General features: G+C 39.2%; 35 protein-coding genes. 12 read left to right on the top strand and 23 right to left on the bottom strand.

Features of this window, described 5'->3' with window-relative positions; genetic code table 11:
• Positions 1–20 precede the first annotated feature (20 nt).
• A complete protein-coding gene (locus tag AC0C45_RS14515; RefSeq protein ID WP_034650639.1) occupies positions 21–1,019 on the bottom strand; it encodes an NADP-dependent oxidoreductase in 999 nt (332 codons plus the stop codon).
• 128 nt (positions 1,020–1,147) lie between these two features.
• Between AC0C45_RS14515 and AC0C45_RS14510 the strand changes: the two genes are divergently transcribed.
• Both AC0C45_RS14510 and AC0C45_RS14505 read left to right on the top strand, forming a co-directional pair.
• Positions 1,148–1,375, top strand: coding sequence for a hypothetical protein (locus AC0C45_RS14510; RefSeq protein WP_016764806.1), 228 nt, complete (start codon positions 1,148–1,150; stop codon positions 1,373–1,375).
• A gap of 242 nt (positions 1,376–1,617) precedes the next feature.
• Positions 1,618–2,076, top strand: coding sequence for a GyrI-like domain-containing protein (locus AC0C45_RS14505; protein WP_013083918.1), 459 nt, complete (start codon positions 1,618–1,620; stop codon positions 2,074–2,076).
• A 28-nt stretch (positions 2,077–2,104) separates the two neighbouring features.
• Here AC0C45_RS14505 and AC0C45_RS14500 read toward each other — a convergent pair whose 3' ends face one another.
• Together AC0C45_RS14500 and AC0C45_RS14495 are read right to left on the bottom strand one after the other, a co-directional pair.
• Positions 2,105–2,578 (bottom strand): hypothetical protein, encoded by a 474-nt coding sequence (locus AC0C45_RS14500; RefSeq protein ID WP_472928228.1) that lies wholly within the window; start codon positions 2,576–2,578, stop codon positions 2,105–2,107.
• A 98-nt stretch (positions 2,579–2,676) separates the two neighbouring features.
• The gene (locus AC0C45_RS14495) at positions 2,677–2,802 is read right to left on the bottom strand and encodes a hypothetical protein (protein ID WP_257061993.1); all 126 of its coding nucleotides are present in this window, start codon (positions 2,800–2,802) and stop codon (positions 2,677–2,679) included.
• A 305-nt stretch (positions 2,803–3,107) separates the two neighbouring features.
• Between AC0C45_RS14495 and AC0C45_RS14490 the strand changes: the two genes are divergently transcribed.
• A complete protein-coding gene (locus AC0C45_RS14490) occupies positions 3,108–3,992 on the top strand; it encodes a YitT family protein (protein WP_237892547.1) in 885 nt (294 codons plus the stop codon).
• A gap of 38 nt (positions 3,993–4,030) precedes the next feature.
• Here the strand turns inward: AC0C45_RS14490 and AC0C45_RS14485 are convergent, their stop codons facing one another.
• From AC0C45_RS14485 to AC0C45_RS14445, 9 genes are all read right to left on the bottom strand, one after another.
• A complete protein-coding gene (locus AC0C45_RS14485; RefSeq protein ID WP_257061992.1) occupies positions 4,031–4,789 on the bottom strand; it encodes a cytochrome c oxidase assembly protein in 759 nt (252 codons plus the stop codon).
• Complete coding sequence (locus AC0C45_RS14480) at positions 4,782–5,264, bottom strand: DUF2243 domain-containing protein (protein ID WP_047932017.1); 483 nt, start codon at positions 5,262–5,264, stop codon at positions 4,782–4,784. The genes AC0C45_RS14485 and AC0C45_RS14480 overlap by 8 nt, the downstream gene beginning before the upstream one ends.
• Positions 5,265–6,081: 817 nt before the next feature.
• Positions 6,082–6,492 (bottom strand): disulfide oxidoreductase, encoded by a 411-nt coding sequence (locus AC0C45_RS14475; protein ID WP_237892549.1) that lies wholly within the window; start codon positions 6,490–6,492, stop codon positions 6,082–6,084.
• Entirely contained in the window at positions 6,492–7,199 is a 708-nt protein-coding gene (locus tag AC0C45_RS14470; RefSeq protein WP_047932016.1) for a DsbA family protein, read from the bottom strand. Before AC0C45_RS14470 ends, AC0C45_RS14475 begins: the two co-directional genes overlap by 1 nt.
• 36 nt (positions 7,200–7,235) lie before the next feature.
• Positions 7,236–8,087, bottom strand: coding sequence for a M56 family metallopeptidase (locus AC0C45_RS14465; RefSeq protein WP_013083927.1), 852 nt, complete (start codon positions 8,085–8,087; stop codon positions 7,236–7,238).
• Between the two features lie 3 nt (positions 8,088–8,090).
• Entirely contained in the window at positions 8,091–8,504 is a 414-nt protein-coding gene (locus AC0C45_RS14460; protein WP_013057865.1) for a BlaI/MecI/CopY family transcriptional regulator, read from the bottom strand.
• 84 nt (positions 8,505–8,588) lie between these two features.
• Positions 8,589–8,726, bottom strand: coding sequence for a YvrJ family protein (locus AC0C45_RS14455; RefSeq protein WP_013057866.1), 138 nt, complete (start codon positions 8,724–8,726; stop codon positions 8,589–8,591).
• Between the two features lie 55 nt (positions 8,727–8,781).
• Positions 8,782–8,994: a DUF2922 domain-containing protein gene (locus AC0C45_RS14450; RefSeq protein ID WP_034650620.1), complete on the bottom strand. Its 213-nt coding sequence runs from the start codon at positions 8,992–8,994 to the stop codon at positions 8,782–8,784.
• Between the two features lie 15 nt (positions 8,995–9,009).
• Positions 9,010–9,228: a DUF1659 domain-containing protein gene (locus AC0C45_RS14445; protein WP_013057868.1), complete on the bottom strand. Its 219-nt coding sequence runs from the start codon at positions 9,226–9,228 to the stop codon at positions 9,010–9,012.
• Between the two features lie 118 nt (positions 9,229–9,346).
• Here AC0C45_RS14445 and AC0C45_RS14440 point away from each other — a divergent pair, with 118 nt between their 5' ends.
• Positions 9,347–9,790: a hypothetical protein gene (locus AC0C45_RS14440; RefSeq protein ID WP_013083930.1), complete on the top strand. Its 444-nt coding sequence runs from the start codon at positions 9,347–9,349 to the stop codon at positions 9,788–9,790.
• Between the two features lie 39 nt (positions 9,791–9,829).
• On the opposite strand, the gene AC0C45_RS14435 is transcribed toward AC0C45_RS14440, so the two are convergent.
• Positions 9,830–9,976, bottom strand: a complete 147-nt coding sequence (locus AC0C45_RS14435) for a hypothetical protein (RefSeq protein ID WP_013057870.1) — start codon at positions 9,974–9,976, stop codon at positions 9,830–9,832.
• Positions 9,977–10,133: 157 nt separating this feature from the next.
• The gene (locus tag AC0C45_RS14430) at positions 10,134–11,456 is read right to left on the bottom strand and encodes an AlbA family DNA-binding domain-containing protein (protein WP_016764817.1); all 1,323 of its coding nucleotides are present in this window, start codon (positions 11,454–11,456) and stop codon (positions 10,134–10,136) included.
• Positions 11,457–11,604: 148 nt separating this feature from the next.
• Here AC0C45_RS14430 and AC0C45_RS14425 point away from each other — a divergent pair, with 148 nt between their 5' ends.
• A complete protein-coding gene (locus AC0C45_RS14425) occupies positions 11,605–12,159 on the top strand; it encodes an HAD-IIIA family hydrolase (protein WP_016764818.1) in 555 nt (184 codons plus the stop codon).
• Here AC0C45_RS14425 and AC0C45_RS14420 read toward each other — a convergent pair.
• Positions 12,110–12,685: a poly-gamma-glutamate hydrolase family protein gene (locus tag AC0C45_RS14420; RefSeq protein ID WP_128820283.1), complete on the bottom strand. Its 576-nt coding sequence runs from the start codon at positions 12,683–12,685 to the stop codon at positions 12,110–12,112. The genes AC0C45_RS14425 and AC0C45_RS14420 overlap by 50 nt on opposite strands.
• Positions 12,686–12,913: 228 nt before the next feature.
• Here AC0C45_RS14420 and AC0C45_RS14415 point away from each other — a divergent pair, with 228 nt between their 5' ends.
• Positions 12,914–13,447 (top strand): TetR/AcrR family transcriptional regulator, encoded by a 534-nt coding sequence (locus tag AC0C45_RS14415; RefSeq protein ID WP_013083934.1) that lies wholly within the window; start codon positions 12,914–12,916, stop codon positions 13,445–13,447.
• Positions 13,444–13,770: a DMT family transporter gene (locus AC0C45_RS14410; RefSeq protein ID WP_013057875.1), complete on the top strand. Its 327-nt coding sequence runs from the start codon at positions 13,444–13,446 to the stop codon at positions 13,768–13,770. Before AC0C45_RS14415 ends, AC0C45_RS14410 begins: the two co-directional genes overlap by 4 nt.
• A 97-nt stretch (positions 13,771–13,867) precedes the next feature.
• On the opposite strand, the gene AC0C45_RS14405 is transcribed toward AC0C45_RS14410, so the two are convergent.
• Both AC0C45_RS14405 and cspD read right to left on the bottom strand, forming a co-directional pair.
• The gene (locus AC0C45_RS14405; RefSeq protein ID WP_016764821.1) at positions 13,868–15,445 is read right to left on the bottom strand and encodes a peptide chain release factor 3; all 1,578 of its coding nucleotides are present in this window, start codon (positions 15,443–15,445) and stop codon (positions 13,868–13,870) included.
• A 242-nt stretch (positions 15,446–15,687) separates the two neighbouring features.
• A complete protein-coding gene (gene cspD, locus AC0C45_RS14400; protein ID WP_013057877.1) occupies positions 15,688–15,885 on the bottom strand; it encodes a cold-shock protein CspD in 198 nt (65 codons plus the stop codon).
• A 326-nt stretch (positions 15,886–16,211) separates the two neighbouring features.
• On the opposite strand from cspD, the gene AC0C45_RS14395 reads away from it, so the two are divergent.
• Positions 16,212–16,934, top strand: coding sequence for a DUF421 domain-containing protein (locus tag AC0C45_RS14395; RefSeq protein ID WP_257061988.1), 723 nt, complete (start codon positions 16,212–16,214; stop codon positions 16,932–16,934).
• Between the two features lie 237 nt (positions 16,935–17,171).
• Here the strand turns inward: AC0C45_RS14395 and AC0C45_RS14390 are convergent, their stop codons facing one another.
• Together AC0C45_RS14390 and AC0C45_RS14385 are read right to left on the bottom strand one after the other, a co-directional pair.
• Positions 17,172–18,659, bottom strand: coding sequence for a hypothetical protein (locus AC0C45_RS14390; protein ID WP_034650606.1), 1,488 nt, complete (start codon positions 18,657–18,659; stop codon positions 17,172–17,174).
• Between the two features lie 92 nt (positions 18,660–18,751).
• Positions 18,752–18,928 (bottom strand): hypothetical protein, encoded by a 177-nt coding sequence (locus tag AC0C45_RS14385; RefSeq protein WP_016764823.1) that lies wholly within the window; start codon positions 18,926–18,928, stop codon positions 18,752–18,754.
• Between the two features lie 266 nt (positions 18,929–19,194).
• On the opposite strand from AC0C45_RS14385, the gene AC0C45_RS14380 reads away from it, so the two are divergent.
• From AC0C45_RS14380 to AC0C45_RS14365, 4 genes are all read left to right on the top strand, one after another.
• Complete coding sequence (locus AC0C45_RS14380; RefSeq protein ID WP_034650603.1) at positions 19,195–19,809, top strand: NAD(P)-dependent oxidoreductase; 615 nt, start codon at positions 19,195–19,197, stop codon at positions 19,807–19,809.
• Positions 19,810–19,831: 22 nt separating this feature from the next.
• Positions 19,832–20,080, top strand: a complete 249-nt coding sequence (locus AC0C45_RS14375; protein WP_034650601.1) for a hypothetical protein — start codon at positions 19,832–19,834, stop codon at positions 20,078–20,080.
• 275 nt (positions 20,081–20,355) lie between these two features.
• On the top strand, positions 20,356–21,435 hold the full coding sequence (locus AC0C45_RS14370) for a PrsW family intramembrane metalloprotease (protein WP_237892551.1): 1,080 nt from the start codon (positions 20,356–20,358) through the stop codon (positions 21,433–21,435).
• A gap of 153 nt (positions 21,436–21,588) precedes the next feature.
• Positions 21,589–21,843: a hypothetical protein gene (locus AC0C45_RS14365; RefSeq protein WP_016764827.1), complete on the top strand. Its 255-nt coding sequence runs from the start codon at positions 21,589–21,591 to the stop codon at positions 21,841–21,843.
• Positions 21,844–21,903: 60 nt separating this feature from the next.
• Here the strand turns inward: AC0C45_RS14365 and AC0C45_RS14360 are convergent, their stop codons facing one another.
• The 4 genes from AC0C45_RS14360 to AC0C45_RS14345 form a co-directional block, all read right to left on the bottom strand.
• Positions 21,904–22,044, bottom strand: coding sequence for a hypothetical protein (locus AC0C45_RS14360; RefSeq protein ID WP_013057884.1), 141 nt, complete (start codon positions 22,042–22,044; stop codon positions 21,904–21,906).
• Positions 22,045–22,302: 258 nt separating this feature from the next.
• The gene (locus tag AC0C45_RS14355) at positions 22,303–23,157 is read right to left on the bottom strand and encodes a manganese catalase family protein (RefSeq protein ID WP_047932009.1); all 855 of its coding nucleotides are present in this window, start codon (positions 23,155–23,157) and stop codon (positions 22,303–22,305) included.
• A 257-nt stretch (positions 23,158–23,414) separates the two neighbouring features.
• Complete coding sequence (locus AC0C45_RS14350) at positions 23,415–24,257, bottom strand: manganese catalase (RefSeq protein ID WP_034650592.1); 843 nt, start codon at positions 24,255–24,257, stop codon at positions 23,415–23,417.
• 430 nt (positions 24,258–24,687) lie between these two features.
• Positions 24,688–25,644, bottom strand: a complete 957-nt coding sequence (locus tag AC0C45_RS14345; RefSeq protein ID WP_047932008.1) for a siderophore ABC transporter substrate-binding protein — start codon at positions 25,642–25,644, stop codon at positions 24,688–24,690.

Genomic DNA, 25,644 nt, shown 5'->3' with positions numbered 1-25,644 from the left:
TCCTGCACGGTTTTTTACGCTTATTCTGCTACTTTTACAAGCTGTTTTCCTAAGTTTGCTCCTTCAAATAAACCAAGGAACGCTTCAGGTACATTTTCAAAACCTTCTACAATGTTTTCGCTGTACTTGATTTTTCCTTGCTGCACCCATTCCCCTAACTGCTTAATGCCTTCAGGGAATTTGTCTGCATAGTCGGCTACGATAAAGCCTTTCATTAACGCACTGTTAATTAATAAAGGTGTTTGAACACGCGGTCCAACATCTTGTTTTTCTAAGTTATACAGTGAAATTTGGCCGCAAAGCGGTATGCGCGCAAATTTATTTAATAAGCTAACAACTGCATCTGAAATCTCTCCACCGACGTTTTCAAAGTAAACATCAACGCCATTAGGACACGCCTCTTTCAACGCTTCTTTTACATTTCCTTTTTTATAATTAATCACTTCATCAAATCCAAGCTCATCTTTTAAATAAGCAATTTTATCTTCAGAACCTGCGATGCCGACAACACGTGCGCCTTTAATTTTAGCGATTTGACCAACAACAGATCCAACAGCACCTGCTGCACCGGAAACGACTACTGTTTCGCCTTCTTTTGGCTGACCGATTTCAAGCAGTCCAAAGTAAGCTGTGAGACCAGGCATACCAAGAACGCCGATAGCCGTTGTAATTGGCGCTAGCTCTGGATCAACTTTCTGTAAGTTTTTTGCTTCTGCAGCTGAATAGCGTTTCCATGGAAGCATACCCGTCACGATATCGCCTTCTTTAAAGCGATCTGATTTTGATTCCGTTACGCGTGCTACAATGCCGCCTGCAAGCGGTGCGTTTAGCTCAAATGGAGGAACATATGATTTTGTATCGTTCATGCGTCCTCTCATATACGGATCAACAGAAAGGTACAGTGTTTGAACAAGTACCTCGCCTTCTTTCGCTGTAGGCATTTCAATTTTTTCGTATTTAAACGTATCTTTTGTTGGCATTCCCTTTGGGCGTTCTGCTAATAAAATTTGTTCATTCATCGATATTGCTCCTTTTTATTTCTCTGTTTTTTGTAAAATGTGCTAAACTTACCTTTGTTATTTTAAATTATATATTGTGCACAACGCAAAAAATATGATTGTGCAATAACACCGAAGGAGAAAAAGACATGGAGCTAATTCGCTGTAAAGAAGATGTTGTTAAAAAACTAAACGAGTTTGTTGAAGTAACTCCCCCCGTTATTTTGTTTAAAAAAGGCAATATGTATCCGATTAAAATGGATATCAACTACAACTGGATTGCCACGGACGAACAAGGTCATGAGCATATTGTCGCTTCAAACACAAAGAATGTGCAGGACGACTACTGGTTTAGCTACCATTTTGACTTATATTAAGGAGTTTCCCGGATTTACTCTTCGTAAACGTTATATAAATAAAGTGTTGCATTCGTAAAAACAGCGTGCGAATTCCGGCGCTGTTTTTATGTAATAATTAGAGTATCCCAAGCGTGTGTTTGAAGCTTTGATCATGTTCCATTTTCTGCATCGATATCTACTTAAGATTATGTTACAATCACGGTAAAGTAATTTATGATTGATAGAATAAAAGCTAGAGCTTGAAAAATTCGAGGTGGATTATGCAAGGTAAAGTTGTATATAAAGAAGGATTTTCAGTGATAGGCATAGCAAAAAACGGAGAGTATCAAAAAGAGAATCTTTTGAAGCAAATACTTAAAGAAAAAGAAATGATTAGCTCTTCAAAAGAACCTCATATGGTTACAGGCATTTGCATGGCTCCGAAAAAAGAAAATTATTTTTATATTGCAGGGACAGAAGTGGCTGATACGGCTTTTATTCCAAACGGTATGAGCGTTCATACGTTTCCTTCGTTTACATACCTGCAGTTTAAACACAGAGGTCCCATTACATCGCTCGGGTCGACGTACAACAGCATCTGGAATGAATGGCTGCCGAACTCTCCTTACAGCATGATTGAAGGTCCTGCTCTTGAAATTGTAAATACAGCTATACACAGCAATTTATATAGTGATACATATGAAATGGATATTTATATTCCCATAAAGCTGGGACAATAAAAAAGGTGAACTTACGTTCACCTTTTTCCTATTTTTGCAGCTGTTTATATAAATGATAAAGAGTAAAAACGCACTCTGGATGACGCTCTTTATGGTTAAAAAATCCGTGAGGAAACATGAGTGAAAGATTCCCTTTGTCAATTCCGGTCACATACTTGTTTTCCATAAGCGGATATTCTTTCACAATCCAGCGCGCTTCGTCAATAGTTGACGTAACCATTTCACCAAAGTATACGCCCATACACTCTTCGAATTCTTCTTTTGTCATTGAAAAAAAGTCAAAGCAGTTGCTGTCTTCTAGATCATAGTAAAGAAGCTCTAATATTTTCAAACTTTCATCTGTAAAATCAACGGTGAATTCATCTACCGCTTTGCTTATTTCATGAATGCGATTCATGCACTGTTCACGCACTTGATGATAGTAATAGCTAGCTTCAAACTGATGTTCACACGTCACTAACGATTCTCCGTATGATGCTGTTAGATCATGATGCTTGCTCATGCTGACACCTCCACGCTAAGCTTATGGAGCAAGTATAACATTAACCAAGCAGCTATTGAGCATCTTCCATTAACAACCTATCCGTGGCAATATTAGGTTCACTTTTTGCTCATTATTCTGCCGTACACAAATCCTCCGCTAACAAGAAGAATACCGCTAATTACTACGCTGCTTAAAAAGATTTGCGAATGCATCAAGTGATTATACATCATCCACACGCTCATTTCGTCATCTCCTTTTGGCCTTTTTTAACTAGTATCCCCGATTTTCTTACCGCACATGCTGGCTTTTTCATCATTTTTTCATCAAGCCTCTATATAGTGAAAACTGTGAAGCCAATCATACTTTTTTTCATCGTTTTACTCCTTAAAAAGCCTGCTTATGACTCTAAAGCAGGCTTTTTTTTATATGGTGAAACGAGTAATTAAGCCGTCTATCCCCACTAATTGTGCATAGTAAGGTATAATTAAAGATAGTTTCACTTTTCTAAAGTGAGAAATACATATGAGGCATCAAAGGAGACATGCAAATGACAGAACTCGAAAAAGCGAAAATTCAGCACCGAAAGCTGTCCAAGGGACAGGTATTTGGTAGGGCCCTCGCCATTGCGATCGGTGCCCTGCTCATGGCCACAGGACTTGAAATTTTTCTTGTCCCAAACCACGTTGTCGACGGGGGAATTACCGGTATTTCGATCATGCTTTCGCATATTACTGGCGTAAATCTAGGAATCTTTCTTTTTGTACTAAATCTTCCGTTTGTATTTATCGGGTACAAGCAAATGGGAAAAACATTTGCCCTTTCCACTATTTTTGGCATACTGGTTGTATCCATCTTAACTTCTATGTTTCATGATGTCCCCGCGTTTACCGCAGACGTTCTTCTTGCTACCGTTTTTGGAGGGATTATTCTCGGAATTGGAATTGGACTCGTAATTCGCTACGGCGGAGCGCTTGACGGTACGGAGATACTTGCCATTTTAATCAGTAAAAAAATTCCGTTTTCCGTAGGAGAAATTGTGATGTTTTTCAACTTCTTCATTTTAGGAGCAGCGGGATTTGTGTTCACGTGGGACCGCGCCATGTATTCTATCCTTGCTTACATCATTGCAGCTAAAGCCATTGATACGGTTGTAGAAGGATTGGAAGAATCAAAATCAGCTTGGATTATTAGTGATCATTCTGATGACATTGGCGATGCGATTAATGCGCGTCTAGGTCGAGGCGTTACTTATTTGCACGGTGAAGGTGCTTATACGGGCGATGATAAAAAAGTGATTTTCTGCATCATTACGCGCCTTGAAGAATCAAAGCTAAAAACCATTGTTGAAGATTTTGATCCTACTGCCTTTTTAGCCGTTGCAGATATTACCGAAGTCCGCGGCGGACGCTTTAAAAAACGAAACATTCACTAAAAAAACGCGCAGAAAGCACCATGCTTTCTGCGCGTTTTTTATGTAAGAGATACTTTTTGAACCCGCTTAAACCATTCATAACAAAGAAGCACAATTAAACATAAGTCGATTAAATCGCCTCCGTAATACATCAGCATAGCCCCTTGCTGCGCCCCTTCCGCCGAGACGTGCATAGGCGGGTGAGCGTACACATATTTTGATAAAATACCGTGAGCAGCAAGAGCAAAAACCAATACGGATGCCCGGTGCGTAAAAGTTTTTTGATGCGGCGAAGGATCGATTGAAATCATCGATACGGTGAATAAATAGCCGGCTAAAAACACGTGAATATGTAGAGCGACATGCACGAAAAAAGAGTGATGCATCATGCCATACAGACTTGTTGTATAAAGAATCCAAAGTCCTCCTACGTTAAGAACGGAAGCTGTCACCGGACTGCTGATGAACCGAACAAACCGCCCTTTTAAAAGTTTTGACACTTTTCTGGCTGCATGAACCGGAAGCGTGCGAAGCAGCAGCGTAAGAGGTGCTCCTAACGCCATTAAAAGCGGAGCTAGCATACCTAAAAGCAAATGCCCCGTCATATGCGCAGTAAAGTCCATATGAGCGCGGGCTGCGAGCGGTCCGGCTACAGAAGATACGGCGCATAAAATACCAAGTGTCCAGCTGGACGTCCTATATAATGACCATTTTCTATACGTTGCATTCGAAGACGCTGCAGCCCATATGTATAAAAAAAAGGCAGCGGCAAAAGGCAGGGCTAATAAAAGCTGAGACAATATTTCATATTTAATCATGATGTGCACCTTGTTTACGTGTAAACCATGTTAAAATGATGCCAATAAGCAGCATTAAACATGCAAGTACATTCCACGTAATGTCGTAAGGTGCAATCTTCACTCCGTACCGGATTTGATGAAGTCCCATAAGCTTGTGCTGCACGATCCCGTCATAAAGCTGAAACGCCCCGGCTCCAAGCAATACTCCTCCTATCCACCTTTTCACCCACCAGCCGCCTCGGCGCCTTAGATCTGCCACTATAAAAAGTGATGCAATTGTAGCGAACCAGCTGAATGCATGAAACAAACCGTCCGACACTAAACCAGCGGCCGTTGAGGACTTATCATAAAAATGATGCCAATGAAGCAGCTGATGAAACACTGCTTCATCAATAAAGGCAACTAACCCTACGCCAAACAAAAAGCCTGACCAGCTATTTCGAGTGCGATGAACCACGCGCTGATTTGCAGTTGCTTCGTGTTTCTTTTCCATATATATACCTCCCTGGCAGCTCTTTAAGTTTATATCGATTCTAATGTACGTATACCCTATTAAAGAGAAATTAATCTATAATATGGAAAAATAGGAACTATATCCTAATATCATTTCCACTATCTTTTCACCATAAAGGTATAGGATAGTACTTGCGAAGCCAATTAGCATATTTTTTTCATAGTTTTACTCCCTTTCTAAAGACCTGTTTCCCCAAAGCAGGTCTTTTTTATATCCCGCTTCTCTTTTCACCATTTTTTCATCATAAAGGTATAGGATAGTACTTGCGAAGCCAATTAGCATATTTTTTTCATAGTTTTACTCCTTTTGAAGATCTGCTTCCCCAGAGCAGGTCTTTTTTTATATCCCGCTTCTCTTTTCATCATTTTTTCACCATAAAGGTATAGGATAGTACTTGCGAAGCCAATTAGCATATTTTTTCATAGTTTTACTCCCTTTCTAGTGACCTGTTTCCCCAAAACAGGTCTTTTTTTATTTTTTCTAAAAGCTTCCATCTTTTCACCGTTTTTTCACTTTTCTTTTGTATACTAAGTTCGTCAAAGCAATTTCATCATTTTTCATAAATGACCCCTATTTATTCCCCGCTTTTTGTGAGCGGGGCTTTTTTTGTAAGAAAAGCATCTTTTCACCTTATTTTTTAAAAAAGCTTTTCTCTTTTCACCGTTTTTTCACTTTTCTTTTATATACTGTTCTTGTCAAAACAATTTCATCATTTTTCATAGATGTACCCTATTTGCACCCGCTTCTTGGAAGCGGGACTTTTTTTGTTTCCATACAAAAAAGCTTAACCCGGAGGTTAAGCTTTTTTCGCCTGCTTGCGAAGAACAAGCATCATAATTGTAATGATAGTAAACGCAATAAACGCTAAAAAAGGAATGGTGATAAATCCAAGCCAGTTAATATAGTGACCTGAGCAAGGAACACCGCTTGTACACGTTTCAAATGCTTTAAGAGCCGGTATCTTCTGCAGGCAATAATGATAGCCTGAAAGCGTCATACCAATCACTGAAAACGGCAGGACGTATTTGTAGATGAACGTATCATTCCGATACACGGCTACACCTAGCACAATCGCGAGCGGATACATTAAAATTCGCTGATACCAGCAAAGTTCACACGGAATAAAGTGAAGAACTTCACTAAACGTCAAGCTTCCAAGCATCGCGATAAGCGCTGTAATCCACCCGAAGACCAAAGACTTGTTCATTATTTGTTCTCCTTAGCCGCATCTTTGACCATTTGATCAAAGTCATCGATTGTTTTTCCTTCGAATTTTTTGCCGCCTACATAAATGGTTGGTGTACCCGTGATGCTTAAGTTATTGGCTGTCTTCATATCTTGATCAAACGCATCTTTTCCTTTTCCATCTTTAAAAGCACTCGCTACTTTTTTCGCATCGGCATCGCTAGATACTTCTTTCAGCGTATCTTCTAAGTAAGATTCCGTTAAGACATCTTTCTTTTCATCCGCTGCGTTTTGCTTTTTATAAAGAAGTTCATGGAATTTCCAAAATGTATCGTTCCCAAGCTCTTTATATACCGTCTCGGCAAACTCTGCTGCACGAGATGAGTCATTGTTGATAAACGCATAGTTCATAAAGTAGAATTTGACTTTGCCTGTATCTACATAATCTTTTTGAATCAGCGGGAAAAAGGATTCCGTGAAGTTTTTACAAGCCGGACATTTGTAATCTCCAAACTCTACCACTTCTACCGGAGCTGACTCTTTTCCAAGATACGGCTGATTATCATATGTAAGAGCGGCCTTTTCATCTCCTCCGCCCTTTGACATATTAGAAAGGACGATTAACCCTAAAATACAGACCGCAATAATTCCAATCACCCAAAAAATCCACTTGCTCGAGGACGTTTGCTGATTGGGCGTTACTTTTTTCTTTTTCTTTGCTTTTGACACAATCTCATCTCCTTCTTTTCTTTCTCTCTTACAAACTTACAAAGCTGTTAGAGCGGTAAAAATTAGCGCACACAAAATAAAAAACACGTATAGCGACGTCAGCGTTAAAATGACAGGAGGCTGCATCGGCATTTTCGTTTCCGGATTTAAAATATATTGAATGCGATAATTAACCGACGTATCAGCAAACGATACGTGCGCACACGAAAGACTTGTCTGTCCCGTTTTAACCATTTTTAAAAGGGCGCTGCCGATGTGAGCAGACGTGCCATTTTTCACAATGGCATCTTGATCAGCCAGCACTTCACGCATGACTTTGAAACGTTTATGGCTCCATTTAATAAACGGAATATACCATAATGCAGAAGCAAGCGTGCTTAGTAAAAATGTTTTGAGCGGATCTTTGTTTGCAACGTGTGACTGCTCGTGGTAAATAACAGCTTCTAGTTCATTTTCATCAAGCACCGAGAGCAACCCTGTAGACAGAACGATATGCGGTGTAAACAACCCCATTGTTAATGCAATGGGCTGATCTGTAGTTAAAACTGTTAAATTCTTTCCGTACGCTTTTTGCAGGTGAGCCGTTGTTGTTTCATTTCGCAGCTTCGTAATCATTTTACGGACTTTCCGCATTTGAATCACTTGCTTTACAGCTTTAATGAACAGTACAAACATCGTATGAAAAATAACCGCATTCAGCATGTATTCAATAAAAAACAAGCCAAAAAAGTGGGCTACTTTGTTACAAAGTAAAATTAAGTTAAACGATAAATTCCATCCAAACAGCAAATGCAGCACATACATGCCCATTTGCATAAGCAACGTCACGGCAATAAAAAAGCACAGGTTAAAAATAAGCTTAGAACGCTTTAGTATTCCTTGATTCATTGATTATTCATCCTTTTTTAACTGTTTGACTTTTGATTCGAGCATGCTTAACAGTGAATCATCAACTTCTTCTAACGCATCAAGCATATGAGTAACAGCAAGCGAGCCAAATTCGTCGATCAATTCGTGAGTTAACTCTTTCGACTGAGCGTCGATAAATTCCTCTTTAGAAAGAATCGGCTGATACATCGACGTACGTCCTTTTAAACGCTTTTGCAACACGCCTTTTTCCACCAATCGATTCATAACGGTCATAACGGTGTTGAAGTTCACTGCTTTTTCTTTCTCAAGCACGTGCTGCACATCTTTAATGGACATTTCACTTCCGTTCCATAAAGCCGTCATAATTTTTGCTTCAAGCGGGCCAAAAAAGCGATTAAGGCCGGTTTCGTTAAATTTGAATTTTTCAATTTTCATATTTGACACCTCACACTACCAATTGTAGTGTGAGGTGTCAAATCCGTCAACTTTTCCATGACAACTGCCTTACAATTGTCATAATCACTTTTTTACTTCATCGGTTAAATGCTGAATGGATAGCACAACTGTATCGAGCTTGGCTTCAATTCGGTGAAGTAAATAAAGCGTCACCACAACGGGAAAACCAACGTCTGAGACAAGCGTAAACCACTCTGTCATCTTCCTCTCTCCTTTTAAAAAAGCCCTTCTCACCGAAGTGGAAGGACTTTCATTTTTAAATCGTAAATTCGGTTACATTTCGCTCGACGATTTGAGCGCCTTTTCTGGAAACGAGCGCTCCGCCGCTTGAAGTAAAGACATCGCTTGCGATCAGCGCGTTCATTGCTGCTGTAATGGCTGCCGCGTCTAACGTATCTTTAGGTGATTCAATCGATAGGCTTACTGCTTTTTGTGACTCATTCAAAAACTGCATCGTTAAAGTTTTCATACTCTACCTCTTTTCTTATTTTAAAAGTGAAAACGTGACAACTTCGTTGATTTCAACAAGCGGCAGTGACTGCAGGCTGGCAATGGTTTCACTTGCTGTAATGAGTGCATCTGCAGAACTTCCAGGCTGAATGTTCATATAGGATTTTGTCTTTAAATCGGGTTTTCCATCCTCTTTTATTCCTTGTTCTAATACTAAGCGAAGCTGGCTTGAATGCTGAATTTTTTCTGCCATCTTTTATTCCCCCTTTCACTTTATATATAGAAATGGAAATAGGAAAGAGGGATGATGGAAACATAAAATTTTTTGGTTTATAATGGGAGATAGTCTGAGTTAGAAAGAGGCTTTGGTAATGAGAAAGTGGAGCTTTTTATTTTTTGTTCTAGCATTCATGCACCCAGCTTCAGCACTTGCTGACGACGGTGCAGATGAAAAAAAGCTTGGTCCGTTTTACTACACGGTTTCTCATGATTATAGTCGAGAAAAATGGGATGTAGGGGTGTTAAATCAGCAAGACAAAACGAACATTCCTGAGACTGATTTGAATGATGAAACGCTAAAATTGTTTCAGCGTACGGTTGATGATTTAGCAGACCTCGCGATTCGATTTGCTGCTATGAGCGTACTGCTTGTATGTTCACTCGTTGTTTTTACGTACTTTCGCATTCAAAGAAAACGCCCTTTTCTCCGCTTGTTTTTTGTTTTTTCAAGCGTTGGCTTTCTATTTTGCGTCTATACATCATTGGAGTTATTTAAAAAAACTGAACAAGCAAAATCTTTATTTTACTTACTATGACTTGAAACCCCAAAAAAACCAGCCGATCGGCTGGTTTTTTCATGCATTTCTTACGGTTATGTACTTCTGTTCATACGTCATTTCTTCCGTTTGCTTTTGCTGCTCCAAATGGTAATAAGCAGCGCATACTCCTCCTAACCCAGCCAGTGCTAGGACAATTAGAAGTATGGATGTCGCTTTTTTCATTGCCTTTTCTCCCCTTATGTTTAACCCTACCTAGCAACGGCATCCCTAAAAAAGAGTCCCCTTTCTCTTCTTTACTTGCTCATTACTTACGAAAGATATTATCATACTTTTTTTCACTTTTGTCATTTTTTTAGTTATTGTCAAAAAATTGTATAGTTTATTCTTGATTTAATGAGTGTTTAAGAAAGTCAATGGACTGATTTTTTGAAAGGCCAAACGCTGTCACGATATAATCAACGTAGGCAAGAAGCTCCAGATTCTCTCCTAATTTTGTTGTTTTAAATGATCGATTAAATCGATATTGCTTTTTATCTGAAAAGACGAGCCCTTCTTCTTCTAGAAATGTTTGAAATTGCTCATGCGGAAAGTAAAGCACATCGTTTCGAACGTTCTCTAAGTCAATCACAATAATCATATCTTCCAGCTCTGCTTTTAATTCCATCATACAATCAATGTATCCGCCGATGCAGCTGATTAAAGATGTGAGAAAAAAGGGTCCGTTTATATATTGAAACTGCTCAAAAATCGTCTCATCGATGTAGCTTGAAATACTTGACTTTAATACGTCATGAATTTGTTTTGATTCTTCCATGTACGGAATAGGAATATGAAACTTAGCTGATCCGTTATAAAACTGCTCCCACGCAATTGTTTTATCATACGCATCAATCACATCTGTGCTTCGAAAAATGATGGATTCCGCTGAATAAGAGGCTTTAACAAACGGTGTATGCAGCATCACCGTACTCTCGTCGTCCAAACGATAGTATTTTGGCTCGCTAGACTTGCTTAAAATATATTGTTTTAACCGTTCTTCTTCCATTTGTTCAACTAAATGCAAATCATATAGTGGCAGCACGTACATATTACACATCCCGTAATGAATATAGCTTTTCCCGTGCATCGGCCATTTTCTGTTATAGATAGACAGTTCTTTTGTGCAAAATTCCTCTATTCGCTGCGTTTGATCCTCGGATTTTTGATAGAGTCGATCTAAATGATAGCGATCATCGATTTCCGTAACGGGAGATGTGCCGCTTCCAATTCTTCTGTAAATTTTCCCGTAAGACATGTACGGAGGGTTCGGACCTTCGGGAATCCAAATAACAAAAACACCTTGCCCGGAGTGATCTTCAGGTGATAAAAAACGCGTAACGATACGAGGAATGGGATTGGTGACATCTTTAAGCATATTATTAATAAACAGCTCATATTCTTTGCGCTCGAGCAGGTTAATGGAATGGTCGTCTTCATCTACGCCAAAAATAAGCCACCCTCCTTTTTCATTGGCAAACGAAGCGATGATATTTGGGATTTTCCGTTTGACCGTTGAGCTTACTTCGCGCTTGAACTCAAGCTGATAGCCTTCTTCTAAATGTTTTTCCATCATGCGCTGCACATCTGAAAACTCAATTTCTCCAATTGTTTTTTTCTTTCCGTCTTCGCTTATAAATGGTGAATAAAACGATTCTTCGTTCACTTGTCTTTCCCTCCTCACCACTTCTATTTAACTTATCCATATGATGAGAAGTAAAAAGACAGTCATATTTCTTTGATTTTTTTCAAAAAACAAATTTTTTATCAAATTAATCCTGTTTTATATTATGATAGAAAAAGAGGTGAAGAATATGATTGAAGCAATATTTTTAGACCGAGACGGAACGATTGGCGGCAGTAATGAAATACAATATCCGGGTGATTTTCAGCTATTCCCCCAAGCAAAGCAAGCGATTATAGACATAAAGAAACAAAACATTCCGCTGTTTTCTTTTACGAATCAGCCCGATATTACAAAAGGAAAGGTAAAGAAATCAGACTTTATCTCTGAGCTTTTAGCTTTTGGATTTGATGATGTTTACCTTTGTCCTCATGAAGATTCAGACAATTGTTCGTGCCGCAAACCAAGGCCGGGCATGCTGTTAAAAGCAGCCGAGGAGCACAGCTTAAATTTGGCTAACTGCATCGTGATTGGCGACCGGTGGAAAGACCTCGTAGCGGCCCATGCAGCAGGAGCACAATGTATTTTAGTGTTAACAGGAGCTGGGCACGACACGTTACATGTACGGGAAAAATGGGCTGACGTACAAGCGGCCTTTATTGCAGCCAATATACAGGAAGCTGTTGAATTTATCTTTACATCACTGAGTTCACAGCCGATACTACCGCATTCACATACTCGTTAAACAGCTGATTATCCTGTAATAATTGTTCATACTGCGGAGTGGTTATTTCAAGCTGCAGTCCTTTATGCCGCTGATTGCCGTTTGCGATATTTCGAGGTGAAACGCCTTTTAAATGCACGGGCGTTTCACTGATCGGAAAACCTGAGAGTGCATGACGCACCGCTTTTTCTAACTTTTCGTCTCTTCCTCCGATATAAGTTGTGCAGACGTCGCTGTAGGCACCGTGAAGAGAAATCGTGACCTCTGATTTTTTAACGAGGTGACGCGCCATTTCTTCATCGTAGTTTGCAGACGTAACATGCAATTCAAACGGATTTTCTGTTTTCAGTGTTTTAAATACGTACACCGTTGCGTTCAGCTTTTCTGCTATTTTTTCTGCCACTTCTTCTGTCCCAATTTCCATCGTTCCTCCGTGAATAGCAAGCACGACAATTTCTCTCCGGCGAATGACACATTCTATTTCGTAATCAATTCCCGCTCGTTCACACTGTGATAGTTCTTGAAAACTTTGATACACATCCCTCATCGGTTTCTTCACACCTTTCTTTTATCTTTCATATACCCAGGCTTTATTTTTTGTTTTTCTTCATATAGTAAAGGTATTAACCCTTTGTTTACTCGTTTATTTTTGTTTTTATACTTTATATTTTAGTGTGCACAAAATTTTTTTTTGAAATTCGAAATAAAAGTATTGCCAAACAAACCGTCCAGACGGTAAAGTATTCTAGGGAAAATCAAAAAGGAGGAAATTCGTGTGTCTACATTTGATGATATATTGCTTGCAGCTACGCAGGTTGTACAGCGTGACGGCGTTGGAAATTTGACGCTTGAAAAAGTAGCAAAAGAAGCCGGCGTCAGTAAAGGCGGTTTGTTGTATCACTTCTCTTCAAAAGATGAATTGATTAAGCAAATGCTGTATTCAGTCACAAAGAAATATGATGACGGACTAAACGTACAAGTTGAACGTGACAATTCTCCTGGCAAATGGAGCCGGGCTTATCTTGCTGAGACGCTTCATGACCTTCAGCGTGAACAAGTGATGAGCGCGGGGTTACTTGCAGGTATTGCAACCAACCCTGAACTCCTGCAGCACTTTCAAAAGCAATACGAAAAGTGGCAGCAGCACATTGAACAAGACGACATTGATCCAGTCCTTGCTACCATTGTGCGCCTAGCAGCTGACGGATTATGGTTCAGTCAAATGTTTGGGCTCGCACCCGTGGATCCAGACATGCAAAAACAGATTCAACAACAACTTCGGAAATTAACAGAGGAGGGTTTTCGATGAAAGCCTATTTATTTTTAGCGATTGCTATTAGTTCAGAGTTATTTGGTACATCTATGTTAAAAGCATCAAACGGATTTACAAAATTTTGGCCTAGTCTTGGTGTTTTATTAGGGTTTGGTCTTGCTTTCTATGCGCTTTCCACATCGCTTCAGCACATTCCACTCAGCGTTGCGTATGCCATTTGGTCTGGTGTAGGAACTGCTGTGACAGCTGTGATTGGCGTAGTTATTTGGAAAGAAAGCGGCAGTCTCACGATGGTATTTGGCATCGTATTAATCATTGCAGGAGTCATTCTTTTAAATTTAAAATCAGTGGCTCACTAAAAAAAGAGCCAGTAAATACTGACTCTTAAGCAAAGGAGGAAAATCGACTGTCTACTTATGAAAGTAGTATGTATCGTTTTCCTTTTTTTATACTCTTTTATAGATTAAACGGGTCTAGGAATTTAACAGATGGATATTTGTCCTGGAACAAACGCCATACAAAATCGTTTTCAAACATAAGAACGGCATGTTTATCACGATCTTCTACTAGCATCACGCGAGAATCTAGCATGCGATCTTCAATTGTTGATTTGTCTACCCATTTTGCAATGTTATGAGACATGCGCGTGAATTCAAGATCGACGTTGTACTCACCTTTCATACGGTGTTCAAACACTTGGAACTGAAGTTCACCGACTGCTCCTAAAATATAATCTCCAAAGAACGGCGTACGGTAAAGCTGTACGGCTCCTTCTTGTACAAGCTGATTAATCCCTTTTTCAAAGTGCTTAGATTTCATTGCATTTTTCGCACGAACTTTTACAAACAGTTCAGGCGGGAACTTTGGAAGAGCATCAAATTCGAATACTTTTCCCTCTCCTACAATGGTATCGCCAATCTGATACGTACCCGAGTCATACAAGCCAATGATATCCCCAGGATACGCTGTGTCTACTGTTTCACGGCTTGATGCCAAGAACTGATGAGACTGCGCTAGCTTCATTTTACGGTTCGTTCTTGCTAACGTCACGTTCATTCCACGCTCGAATTTCCCTGAACATACGCGTACGAACGCAATGCGGTCGCGGTGAGCTGGGTTCATGTTCGCCTGAATTTTAAAGATGAAACCTGAGAAGTTTTCATCCGTAGGCTGAACGGTGCCATTCGTTGATTCACGAGGCTGCGGCGGTGATGTTAATTGTAAAAATGAATTAAAGAAAGACTGTACACCAAAGTTTGCAATCGCACTTCCGAAGAAAACAGGTGTTAATAGGCCTTGCTTTACTTTTTCAATTGAAAAATCATTACCTGCTTCGTCTAGTAAAGATAAATCATCCACTAAGCCTGGTAAATACATTTCATCGACGTGTTTTTTAATTTCATCGTCGATATTTTCACCGTCAAAGTCTGCAAAATAGGACTCTTTGTTTCCTTGGTATACTTCAATTTGTTTTGAAAAACGGTCATACGTTCCTTGGAATCGTTTCCCCATGCCAATTGGCCACGTTACAGGGTATGATTCAATACCGAGTACATCTTCAATTTCTTCAAGCAGCTCAAGCGGCTCTTTTCCTTCACGGTCTAATTTATTGATAAATGTTAGAATAGGAATACCACGCATACGACAAACTTTAAAAAGTTTAAGCGTTTGTGCTTCAATCCCTTTCGTTCCGTCAATAACCATGACCGCACTGTCTACAGCCGTTAAGGTACGATACGTATCCTCACTGAAGTCTTCGTGTCCTGGTGTATCCAAGATGTTAATAAAGTGATCTTTATACTCAAACTGCATAACACTTGATGTAACCGAAATTCCACGTTGTTTTTCGATTTCCATCCAGTCAGATGTAGCAAACTTGCCTGATTTTTTTCCTTTAACCGTTCCGGCTGAACGAATCATTCCGCCCAGTAACAGCATTTTTTCTGTTAACGTTGTTTTCCCGGCATCCGGGTGAGAAATAATGGCGAATGTACGACGTGAATCGACCATCGTTTCTTGAAGTTGGTTGTTCATACGTTTTAAAATCCTTTCTGCTCTACAATTCCTATTTTCATCATTTCATTATACGCTTTTTTTATACTGCGTGACTAGTTTTTTTCATATTTGAATACTTCTACAAAATCAAAGAAATCGTCAACAAGGTGTAAAAAGCGAACAAGAAAAGACCCCTTTTGTAAAAGGGGCCTTCTCCCAGTTTAGTTTAACGAACGACCAGAGAAACGTTCTGCTGATCGGCTTAAACTTTATAAAAAAAATTACTTTTGAACGTTAGCAGCTTGTGGTCCACGGTTGCCTTCAACGATTTCAAATGTAACTTCTTGACCTTCTTCTAAAGTTTTGAAACCTTCGCCTTGGATAGCAGAGAAATGAACGAATACATCGTCTTGTCCTTCTACTTCGATGAAACCGAAACCTTTTTCAGCGTTGAACCATTTTACTTTACCTTGTAACATATCTCTATTCCTCCTTGTGTGACAATCCACACATTGTGTATTACTCTATTCCTGCTCTTACAATAAGTCAAGACGAACACTTCGAACTATCCTTACCGAACAAAAATAAGCACCTTTATTGTAACAAATCCTCCAAAAAATTTCAAAGGAATTTGCACATTCTTTTTGTTTGCTTTGATCCCTTACCTACAGCCTTTCCGCCCCTTTTTAAGCAGCCGAATGTGAACGCATTATCCGCACTTTTTCTTGGTGTTTTTCTTGTATAGCGATCCTTTAAATGGATAACGCTATAGAGATAGATACTCTTTCTATTTATGAGAAAGCAGGTGACATCACAACCTATAGAAGACATTCTCACGTCCCTTCTTAGAACCTTTGTTTCTTTCATTATCTTAAGCATTACTACTTTCCTGATTGGAAAACAAATTAACACGCATAATAATCATTTTACATTTGCGATGTCCATCATTATTGGGTCGTTCATCGCAAATATGGGATTTGATTTAAAATTAAAATTTCTGCCGATGTTCGCTTCTTTTGCTTTTCTTGTAGCCATTCATTTTCTTTTAGAATCAACAGCTCTAAAAAGCAGGCGCTTGCGAAAATGGATTACAGGACGCCCGACGGTTATTATGGAAAAAGGAAAGCTTCTTGAAGCAAATATGAAAAAAGTCAAATATTCTATTGACGACTTGAATCAGCATTTACGAGAACTAGGAACGTTCAACATTGCTGAAGTAGAGTTTGCTGTTTTAGAAGTAAGCGGAAAACTGTCAGTATTAAAGAAAACTGCTTATCAAAACATTCCCAAACAGGACGTTTTGTCTAAGCCGTTTAAAGAAATGAGTTTACCGGTAGAACTCATCATGGACGGAGAAATTATTCATAAAAACTTAACATCTCAATATACCGAACAGTGGATCAACCTTGAGCTTTCAAATCGTCAGCTTCAGTTGAACCAAGTGCTGTATGCAGTTGTGTCCACAAACGGCATGCTCTATGTAGATCAGTATAAAGATCAGCTGTCCGCTCCTACAGACAGAGAATAAGATTGAGACATAACTAAATTACGCCAATCTAAAGACAGACAAACGGAGTGAATGAGTTCGTATGGATCGCTTGAGACATCGCTGTTAATTTCCGTGCAGGGCTTTGCTTTCCTATCAACAGCTAGAAGCAGCTACATATATAAAACCTATGTTCACGATCACCATAAAAAAATCCGAACGAGTTTGATTCTTGATAGAGAATCAAACTCGTTCGGATAAAATATGTTTGTCCCAGTTTCACTGGGCCATCTCTTCAACGGTTCCTTCTTTCAAGCCATAGTAGTTCCGTTCAAATCGCTTTATTTCTTGATCATAGCGGCGTACTTTTGCATCGGCTAGCTGACGGCTTTGTTTTGTTTCTTCAAGCAGCTCGACCTGCTGATTAATTTGAAAAATAGTCGTCGCCAGCTCGTCTTGATAATCATAAATTTCATTTTGAATATCCACGCATACGGGCAAGCGATTTGCTAAAATAAAGTCCGTCATTTGCATAAGCACTTTTTTACGCTCTACTTCTTTCACTTTGCTTTTGACGGCTCGTTCTGCAGAACGGAACGTCAGTCTTACTTTAGAGAAGAAGTCACCTTTAATCGAAAGCTTGCGCTGCAGTTCTTCTACATCTTGTTTTAATGATTCATGCTCTTCAATCATTTTTTGAAGCACAAGCCCTCCGTTTAACGATGTGAGCTCCATTTCATCAAGCTGATGGCGAATGGCTGTTTTGAGCGTTTCAATTTGCTTCACCGTCTTTTTCTCCGTAGCGCGGAGCTGCTTAACATACTGCTCTGTTTTATAAATAAAGCTGTCTAACCGTTCACGGTCAAACAGTGACTGCTCTTTCTTTTTCATATAATCTTGATACGCTGTGTGTACAGATGACCACTTGATCAGCAGAGACTGATAATTCAACAGCTCATCCTGATGCTCAAGCTTGTACGTCCACATCAGCTGAACAACTACCAATAACAGCGGTAAAAAAGTTCCAGCTTCTTTGCGTTTTGCAATAATTTCATGACTTTCAAAGCTCGCCATTAAAAACAGCGGCGCATTCATACTAAATAGCAGTGCTGGCGGGTAATTCACGGGAATAAAGATACTCATTACGGTTGCCATAAGGCCTGAAATAGCAGGGTATGCGTGCGGAGGAAGCTGTTTGTACAGTTCAATTGTCCCTTTTTTCTGCAGCAGTTTCACAAGTGCTTCCTGCTGATATTCTCCTAATGCATCAATCATTCTTTCCTGATACATGGGGGGCAGCTGTTCAATCCAATTCATCAGCTGCTGCTGAAACACAGCTTGCTGACGATTTGTAGCAATCATGTATTGCGAATCAATTAGATGAAAGAACAGTCGGATTTGATGGCGCATTATGTCTTCTAGCGTATGACAGCGTGCAATTGAAAATAGCTCATTGTATTTAGATACAAGCAAATTCCCAATGTTATCGCTTAACTCGTACAGCTCGCCATTTGTTGTAGCATGAGAAACGGAAAGTTCAAAAAACTTCGCCATTTCAAGCAAAATATGCAGATGCATGTCTACTTCAGGCTGTTTTTCAAGCAATTTCATTTCTTCTACCAATGATGCTTGAAAATCCGTATGCTCCGTTTGCTGATACTGTGCTGACATTTCCGTATAAATGCGGTGGTCACATAACACATAAGCAGCTCTCAGGATATCGCCTTTAGACGTAAGCAACCCATACAATAACTGTTGTCCGTTCATCTTCACACCGTCCTTCATTAAATTTTCTTACTATAGCTTTCTATCATTTTATACTTTTTCTATAAATTCGATGCAATAGTTCAAATTTCCTGTTATCTTTCTTCTTGCTTCCTTAATACAAAAAGTGCCGTCCAACATGACATCAGCGCAGGCGGAATGGTCCAAGTCATATATCGCCACTCACCGGTCACAAGCGCCATAATAAGAAAGATGAGTGGAAAACCTATTAGTACTATGATAACACGTGCTCGGCTTACCGATTTTTTCATCGTGCATCGCCCCTTCTGTTCGTCCCTTATTCTTATAATACCCTTTCTCTTCTATAGCATTAAACACCTTTATAAACCGTTCGTACATTTCTTTGTTTTCTAGACAGTCTATGACATAAGTTTTAAAAAAGAACAGAGGATAGCTCTTACTTTGGTGAATCTCGTAAGCAGCTTTTATGTTTTGACAAGCTAAATCGTGAAAAATGTGTTATGGTAAAAGAAAATTTCGTTTTTACTACCTACATTGAAACGAAAGGGTTGATCGTATGAACATTTTTTTAATTGGCGCAAGCGGCAGGACGGGACAGGAAGTGATCAAGCAAGCAGTGACAAACGGACATTATGTAAAAGCTTTTGTGCGAAATCCATCTAAGCTTAAGCTAACGCATGCGAACGTACACATCATACAAGGCGACGTGCTTGATTATTATGAAGTGTGCCAGGCTATGCGAGGGTGTGATGCAGTAATTTCTTGTCTTGGAACCGAAAATCTAGGGCATTCTACCCTTTTAGTAGAAACGACAAATCTGCTCATTCAATGTATGAACGAAAATGGAATTCAGCGTATCGCCTACACGGCTTCAGCCGGAATCGACGGAGAAATTCCAGGCATGACGGGCTGGCTTGCTCAGCGTATTTTAAAAAATGTGCTTCGCGACCATCACGAAGCTGTGAAGCTCTTGAAGGTAAGCGGACTCGACTGGACAGTTGCTCGGCCAATGGGTCTAACGAGTGGTCCATTAACCACGTATTACCGTATAGGAGAAGCTAGCATACCAGAAAACGGACGCAACATCAGCCGTTCTGACGTCGCTCATTTTCTTCTTCAAGCCGTAGAAAACAACAGGCATATAAAAAAATCACTAAGTCTTTCGTATTAAGTGTTCTAAAGGAGTGTCGATAGTGAACCTATCAAAAATTTTTCTAAAAATAAGTCTTGTACTTTTAATGGCATGCGTCTTTATTGAAGGTAATTTTCAGGTAGCACTTGGCATCTTTGCTGCTGTTTGCATGCTTGTTATTATTTTTGCCAAGCCTCTTTCAAAATCGCTGCTTCCTGCTAATAAAAAACCAGAAAAAAAAGACCGCGAAATATTAATGATGGTCATTGGTGTCATCGTTTTTATTTCAGGAAGCTTTTTTATTGCGTAGTAGCATTGTAAAGAAAACAGGCTTAAATCCACATTTTCAATCATATAAAGGGCTGTGCTGTAAGTCGAATGTTCGGCTTATGACGCAGCCTTTTTTGGTTTCATGAGTTTTCTTTTAGCAATAGCTTCTGTCTTTTATATACATACCATTCCATTATTTAAGCAAATTACCTATCAAACCCTCTTATGCTTTTTTCATCAGTTCACATAATAGATGTAGAAGATGTCATAAGACAAGCGTCAAACGATTTGTATGTAGAAAAAGGAGGAAGATAAATGAAATGCCCCCATTGCGCTTACTCTAATCCGGAAGGGGTAAAATTCTGCTTAAATTGCGGCCATGAAATCGTGGACCACGACGAAAACTACAGCATATTCTACTTGTTTGCCCATCGTGTTGATAAAATCCCAAGAAATGAACGTTCGGTTGAACCTAAATTTCGAAATATATTCTCTCGAGTCTTCCGACAACACAGTGAAATGGAAGCTGAACGGCTTTTTATTGTAGGAACAGGGCTTACGACTCCTAAAATAGAAGAAGTTGTAAATACATGGCCAAAGCCTTGGCTTTTTGCAAGAGTCTTTCTTATTGCGCTTGTCGCATACTTAGGGCTATATCTAGGCGTAAGCTTGTTCGAAAACATCAACTTCATACCCGGCCTTATTGTAGTCGGTGCTTTTGCAGTGCCATTTACTACGCTTATTTTCTTTTGGGAAATGAACGCTCCGCAGAATATTGCTATTTACAAAATTGTGTATGTCGTTTTTATTGGCGGAATCCTCTCACTTTTATTAGCACTTGTGTTTTATGATATTCTTGGAAATAACACAAACGTGATCATGATTGGAGTATGCGAGGAACTGGCTAAAGTTATCGCGGTTATTTATTTTGTGCGCAATCTTAAATATAGATATATCCTTAACGGACTCCTCTTGGGAGCTGCAATAGGAGCTGGTTTTGCTGCTTTTGAAACCGCTGGCTATGCGTTACGGGCACTTCTTTCCGGGAGCTTTCACATGCTTTATTCTACAATACTTTGGCGCAGCATTTTTGCTCCCGGAGGACATGTAGCTTGGGCTGCCTTGACTGGAGCTGCCGTCTGCATCGTCCAAGGAAATAAGAAATTTCAGTGGAGCATGTTGATAAAATCAAAATTTCTCGGTGTATTTTTGCTTGTCGTTTTTATGCACGCTCTTTGGGACTCACCTATACTAGGTATTTTGCCCGCTGGACATACAATTTTAACGGTTATATTATGGATTTTAGTATTCAGTATGATTCGTATTGGGCTAAAAGAAATCGCAGATAAAAAGTTGGAGTTGACCTACTGCAAAGAAAAACCTACCCCCTCCTAGGAAGTCTTCAGCTTGCGTTAAGCTGCTCGTTTTAACTTTTTATTACCTTTATGTTTCATTTTGAAAATTGTTGTTACAAATTGTAAAAAAAAGTATTCAAACTACCTGTACATGGTATGATAAATTCAATAACATGAAAGGGTGACTTGGTGGATGAACCTAACTGAAATTAAGCACATGATAGAAAATTTAGTAAATTATAGAGATAGCGACATTACTCATACTCTTGCCAATAGGTTTACACTAAGTTATTCAAAACAATTAAACAGTTTTCAAATCTGCGATATTGAAAACGATATCATTCATCGTTATGAGGAAGCAGAAACAACTGCGTTAGCTTTGTTTAACATGGTCCATAATCTTCCTGAGACTATTTATAGACATACTAATTCGTTTGAACAAGTTTAAAGCAGCAAAAAAAGCTCATTTATCAACTAACATGAGCTTTTTTGCCGGTGTTTATCTATTTTAGTTATTTATAACCTTCTTCAAAAGAAGAATATCCTTTTTAATTGCCCGTCTAATTTCTTCAACTTTACAGCGTTTGTATTCTTGTACTAAGCGATAGAGCTCTCGTTTAAATAAAAATTCATCTTTTTGGTTACTCATAGCAGCATGCCCCTTATTAGCTTTCTATCACAAGCGATTAAAGAAAGTATTCCCTTTTCTTCTTGTGAAAAACAAATAAATTCACAAACAGATGTAAAAAAGCCCTTTATCATGCGCTTACAGGAATGGCGAGATGTGCTTTGCGCTAGACAAATGAAAGAATTGCGCTAAAACAAATAAAAAACATTGACTACTAGCTCTCAGTCAATGTTTTTTATTTGTTTTAGCTTTGTTTAATTAAAGTCGATTCACATACTTTTATGCGTTCATATCTCCTAAACCTGGAGCATGCTCATTTGGCATTTCAGATAAATGAGGGACTGGAAAAGCTTCCGGTGGAGGTGTTACGCTCAAGTCTCCGCCATTTCTACTTGGCGTCTGTCCTTGGAATATTTCTCCCATTCGATGCGGATCTAACCTAAAATCAAATTGCGTGTTATGATACCCCATCTCGACAAATTTTCTGCATTCAGGGTATTTGTTAATATCATAATTTGGTACAGGGAATAGTTTTCCCCAGTCCACGCCTAATGTTTCAAGAGCTTTTGCAAACGCATTTTGATGAGCATTATCTCGAACAATTAAGAAACCTAGCGTTTCTCTTAACGTTTGGTTAGAACTCATTTCGTATATTCTTGTTTTTTGTAAAACGCCGGTTGATTCTAATACGACGTTATTGAGCAAATCAGCCACTAGATTTCCGTGATTATAAACCCATGAGCCGTTCCATGGATTTCCGCCCGCATCCACTGGCAGTGAGCTTTGAGCACCCATGATATAGTGATGAGGATTAGCATGTTTTACGGCTTCATCAAGAGGAGCCTGATCTGAACCTTGACTTCCTACCCCGGCTCCGCCAGATTCATCTAACAATGCATTAATGGTATTTTGAACGAGTTCTACATGAGCAATTTCTTCTAAAAAAACACCTCTCATTAAATCGCGATACTGCGTCTCTTTCCCTCTGAAGTTAGAGCTTTGAAAGAAATATTGCATCATCGTCCGCATTTCACCAAACTGCCCGCCTAAGGCTTCTTGCAGTACCTTCGCGGCCGCAGGATCGGGCTTATCCGGTTTAATTTCATTAATTAATCCTTCTTTGTAATAGTACATTTCAAACACTCCTTTTATTCTGAAGCAAAAAAGGTAGCCCATACTAAGCAGAGGTACCTTTTTTTATTTCAAATTATTCTCTTTAACATGCTCATACTAGTGTGCCACCTTTCTAACGTATGCACATACCTACTGTTTCCATATGCGGCTTTTTTATTCTAGATATTAAAAGGTAACTTGATTGAAACACGTGGATAACACCCTTTGTTATAGGCAAAAAAAAGACCTCTCGCACATATCGAGGGCCTTTCTTTCTTTTATTTAGAGGAAACTTTTTTACGAGTTAAATCATGATGCAACGAAGTATCAGGAATTTCCGGATTGGGAACCTGTCCTTTTGCTACAGGGTCTTTGATATATACATATTCACCGCTTCCGTCTGGGGCACTTCCAGTAGCCCACGGTCCCTCTTCTGATTCAGCGCCTTCTGAGAGGTTCCAAAACTCATACGCTTCTGGCTGTGATTCTTTTTCAGCCTCAGGAGGGAAAGATGCAGGAACAACCACTCCATTTTTTTCTTCTAGTTCGTTTATAGCTTCCATCCACTGATACTGGTGATAGCGATCACGCGCTAGCATTTTTCGGAATGTCGCGCGTACACCTTCATCTTTTGTCATATGATATAACCTAGCTACTTGAAGTCTGCCTTGACTTTCTGCATGCAAGTTCGAACGCATATCTGCTAATAAATTGCCGCTTGCTACGATATATGAACCGTTCCATGGAACTCCATTTGAATTAGTAGGCAAACCACCCAGCCCGCTCACTAATAAATGCTGAGGATTAATTCCTCCCATGATAGCTGCTGTTGCAGGATCTTTCGCAGCTTCTGCTTGATCTTCTGGAGAGGCTCCATCAAGTAATTGACTAATAAGTGAACAAAGCATTTCTACGTGTCCAATTTCCTCTGTACCTATATCCATCAGCATATCTTTATATTTTTCTTCTCCTCGACAGTTAAATCCTTGAAAGAGGTATTGCATCATTACCGTCATTTCACCGAATTGTCCACCTAGTACTTCTTGAATCTGGCGAGCAAGCATCGGATCCGGGCGATCTACTTTAACTTCAAACTGCAGTTCTTTTTGATGACGAAACATGTTAATTCCTCCTTTAATATAATAAATTCCTTTTAGAGATTTTTTCCTCTTTTTTCTGTTCCCTCTCCCTATTCAATTAATCGCTAAACTTGTATCTTTTTCCTGCTGGAACAAAAATGGGTAAAAAAGCCTATTAAGAAATTTAATTTAATAAGTAGAAAGGCACCTAAAAAGAAGGAAATACCTGCGCTTTGCTCTTTAGTATTCGTTCAGTTTATAACATTTTATAGTCAAAACCACTGCCAGACAGAAAAATGTTCACTTAAAAATGAGATTCAGACATAACTAATCACTTCAATAAACAGCTAGAAGCAACTACAGATATGAAACCTATATTCTCTCCACCACAATAAAAAATCCGAATGATTTGATTAATCATTCGGATCTACTTTCAATTAAAATACTTTTGTTCCAGTTTCTCTTTTCTCTATTACTTCTCTATCCCTGCTTTGATTTCTTTAATCATGCCAGCCATTGACTCAAGGCCTCCTCCAGATAAATACCAAAGGCCTGGATCAAGATACACAACGTGATTGTTTTTCACCGCGTTGATTTCTTTTACATACTCATTTTCAACAATTTGTTTAGCAGATGATTTTTCACCAATCGCTGCACCGCGGTCAACGACGAATAAGTAGTCTGGATTTTGCTTAACTAAATATTCGTATGAAATGCTTTGGCCATGCTTAGCCGATGGATCTAGGCTGTCGTCTGCAGCTTTAATACCGAATACGTCGTGGATTAATCCGTATTTAGAACCTGGACCAAACGCTGTCATTTTGCTGTCATTTGCCATCATTACAAGCGCTTTTTTATCTAGTTTGTCCGCTTGTTTTTTCAAATCTGCAATTTGCTTATCAATTGCTGCTAGCTCTTTTTTTGCTTGATCTTCTTTATCAAAAATTTGTCCTAGTACTTTTGTATTTTCTTTAAATGACTTCATATAGTGCTGGGTGTCCGTATCGATATAGATCGTCGGCGCAATTTTTGAAAATTCATCGAATGAATCTGCTTGGCGGCCTTGAATAATAATTAAGTCTGGCTTTAACTCTGCAATTCTTTCGAAATCAGGTTCTTTTAAGCCACCTACATTCGCATACTTATCATCTTGATACTTTGATAAATACTCAGGAATCGCTTGTTTTGGCAAGCCCGCTACTTCAACCCCCAGTTTATCTAGTGTATCAAGTGCACCCATGCTGAACACTACAACTTTTTTAGGGTTTTTCTTAATTTTAATTCCGTCTTTATTGAACTGATCGGTTACTGTTACCGTCTCTTTTTGCTTACTTTCTCCACCTGTTGTTTCTTTTGCTCCTTGATTACCGCAAGCAGCTACAACAATCGCAGTTAAGACTGCTACAAACATTACTAACACTTTTTTCAC

It is taken from the genome of Priestia sp. VA7 (assembly GCF_055710015.1).
Note: the sequence above shows the minus strand (reverse complement) of the source record. Positions and strands in the feature narration are given on the sequence as shown.

Excerpts from the sequence above, each read along its gene's own strand:
- AC0C45_RS14420 (WP_128820283.1), bottom strand. The coding sequence starts at position 12,685 with ATGAGGGATGTGTATCAAAGTTTTCAAGAACTATCACAGTGTGAACGA.
- AC0C45_RS14390 (WP_034650606.1), bottom strand. The coding sequence starts at position 18,659 with ATGAACGGACAACAGTTATTGTATGGGTTGCTTACGTCTAAAGGCGAT.
- AC0C45_RS14355 (WP_047932009.1), bottom strand. The coding sequence starts at position 23,157 with ATGTACTATTACAAAGAAGGATTAATTAATGAAATTAAACCGGATAAG.
- AC0C45_RS14490 (WP_237892547.1), top strand. The coding sequence starts at position 3,108 with ATGACAGAACTCGAAAAAGCGAAAATTCAGCACCGAAAGCTGTCCAAG.
- AC0C45_RS14465 (WP_013083927.1), bottom strand. The coding sequence starts at position 8,087 with ATGAATCAAGGAATACTAAAGCGTTCTAAGCTTATTTTTAACCTGTGC.
- AC0C45_RS14410 (WP_013057875.1), top strand. The coding sequence starts at position 13,444 with ATGAAAGCCTATTTATTTTTAGCGATTGCTATTAGTTCAGAGTTATTT.
- AC0C45_RS14350 (WP_034650592.1), bottom strand. The coding sequence starts at position 24,257 with ATGTTTCGTCATCAAAAAGAACTGCAGTTTGAAGTTAAAGTAGATCGC.
- AC0C45_RS14365 (WP_016764827.1), top strand. The coding sequence starts at position 21,589 with ATGAACCTAACTGAAATTAAGCACATGATAGAAAATTTAGTAAATTAT.
- AC0C45_RS14495 (WP_257061993.1), bottom strand. The coding sequence starts at position 2,802 with ATGAGCGTGTGGATGATGTATAATCACTTGATGCATTCGCAAATCTTT.
- AC0C45_RS14475 (WP_237892549.1), bottom strand. The coding sequence starts at position 6,492 with ATGAACAAGTCTTTGGTCTTCGGGTGGATTACAGCGCTTATCGCGATG.
- AC0C45_RS14360 (WP_013057884.1), bottom strand. The coding sequence starts at position 22,044 with ATGAGTAACCAAAAAGATGAATTTTTATTTAAACGAGAGCTCTATCGC.
- AC0C45_RS14380 (WP_034650603.1), top strand. The coding sequence starts at position 19,195 with ATGAACATTTTTTTAATTGGCGCAAGCGGCAGGACGGGACAGGAAGTG.
- AC0C45_RS14510 (WP_016764806.1), top strand. The coding sequence starts at position 1,148 with ATGGAGCTAATTCGCTGTAAAGAAGATGTTGTTAAAAAACTAAACGAG.
- AC0C45_RS14455 (WP_013057866.1), bottom strand. The coding sequence starts at position 8,726 with ATGACAGAGTGGTTTACGCTTGTCTCAGACGTTGGTTTTCCCGTTGTG.
- AC0C45_RS14505 (WP_013083918.1), top strand. The coding sequence starts at position 1,618 with ATGCAAGGTAAAGTTGTATATAAAGAAGGATTTTCAGTGATAGGCATA.
- AC0C45_RS14425 (WP_016764818.1), top strand. The coding sequence starts at position 11,605 with ATGATTGAAGCAATATTTTTAGACCGAGACGGAACGATTGGCGGCAGT.
- AC0C45_RS14445 (WP_013057868.1), bottom strand. The coding sequence starts at position 9,228 with ATGGCAGAAAAAATTCAGCATTCAAGCCAGCTTCGCTTAGTATTAGAA.
- AC0C45_RS14460 (WP_013057865.1), bottom strand. The coding sequence starts at position 8,504 with ATGAAAATTGAAAAATTCAAATTTAACGAAACCGGCCTTAATCGCTTT.
- AC0C45_RS14440 (WP_013083930.1), top strand. The coding sequence starts at position 9,347 with ATGAGAAAGTGGAGCTTTTTATTTTTTGTTCTAGCATTCATGCACCCA.
- AC0C45_RS14435 (WP_013057870.1), bottom strand. The coding sequence starts at position 9,976 with ATGAAAAAAGCGACATCCATACTTCTAATTGTCCTAGCACTGGCTGGG.
- cspD (WP_013057877.1), bottom strand. The coding sequence starts at position 15,885 with ATGTTACAAGGTAAAGTAAAATGGTTCAACGCTGAAAAAGGTTTCGGT.
- AC0C45_RS14450 (WP_034650620.1), bottom strand. The coding sequence starts at position 8,994 with ATGAAAACTTTAACGATGCAGTTTTTGAATGAGTCACAAAAAGCAGTA.
- AC0C45_RS14405 (WP_016764821.1), bottom strand. The coding sequence starts at position 15,445 with ATGAACAACCAACTTCAAGAAACGATGGTCGATTCACGTCGTACATTC.
- AC0C45_RS14500 (WP_472928228.1), bottom strand. The coding sequence starts at position 2,578 with ATGAGCAAGCATCATGATCTAACAGCATCATACGGAGAATCGTTAGTG.
- AC0C45_RS14515 (WP_034650639.1), bottom strand. The coding sequence starts at position 1,019 with ATGAATGAACAAATTTTATTAGCAGAACGCCCAAAGGGAATGCCAACA.
- AC0C45_RS14385 (WP_016764823.1), bottom strand. The coding sequence starts at position 18,928 with ATGAAAAAATCGGTAAGCCGAGCACGTGTTATCATAGTACTAATAGGT.
- AC0C45_RS14485 (WP_257061992.1), bottom strand. The coding sequence starts at position 4,789 with ATGATTAAATATGAAATATTGTCTCAGCTTTTATTAGCCCTGCCTTTT.
- AC0C45_RS14370 (WP_237892551.1), top strand. The coding sequence starts at position 20,356 with ATGAAATGCCCCCATTGCGCTTACTCTAATCCGGAAGGGGTAAAATTC.
- AC0C45_RS14480 (WP_047932017.1), bottom strand. The coding sequence starts at position 5,264 with ATGGAAAAGAAACACGAAGCAACTGCAAATCAGCGCGTGGTTCATCGC.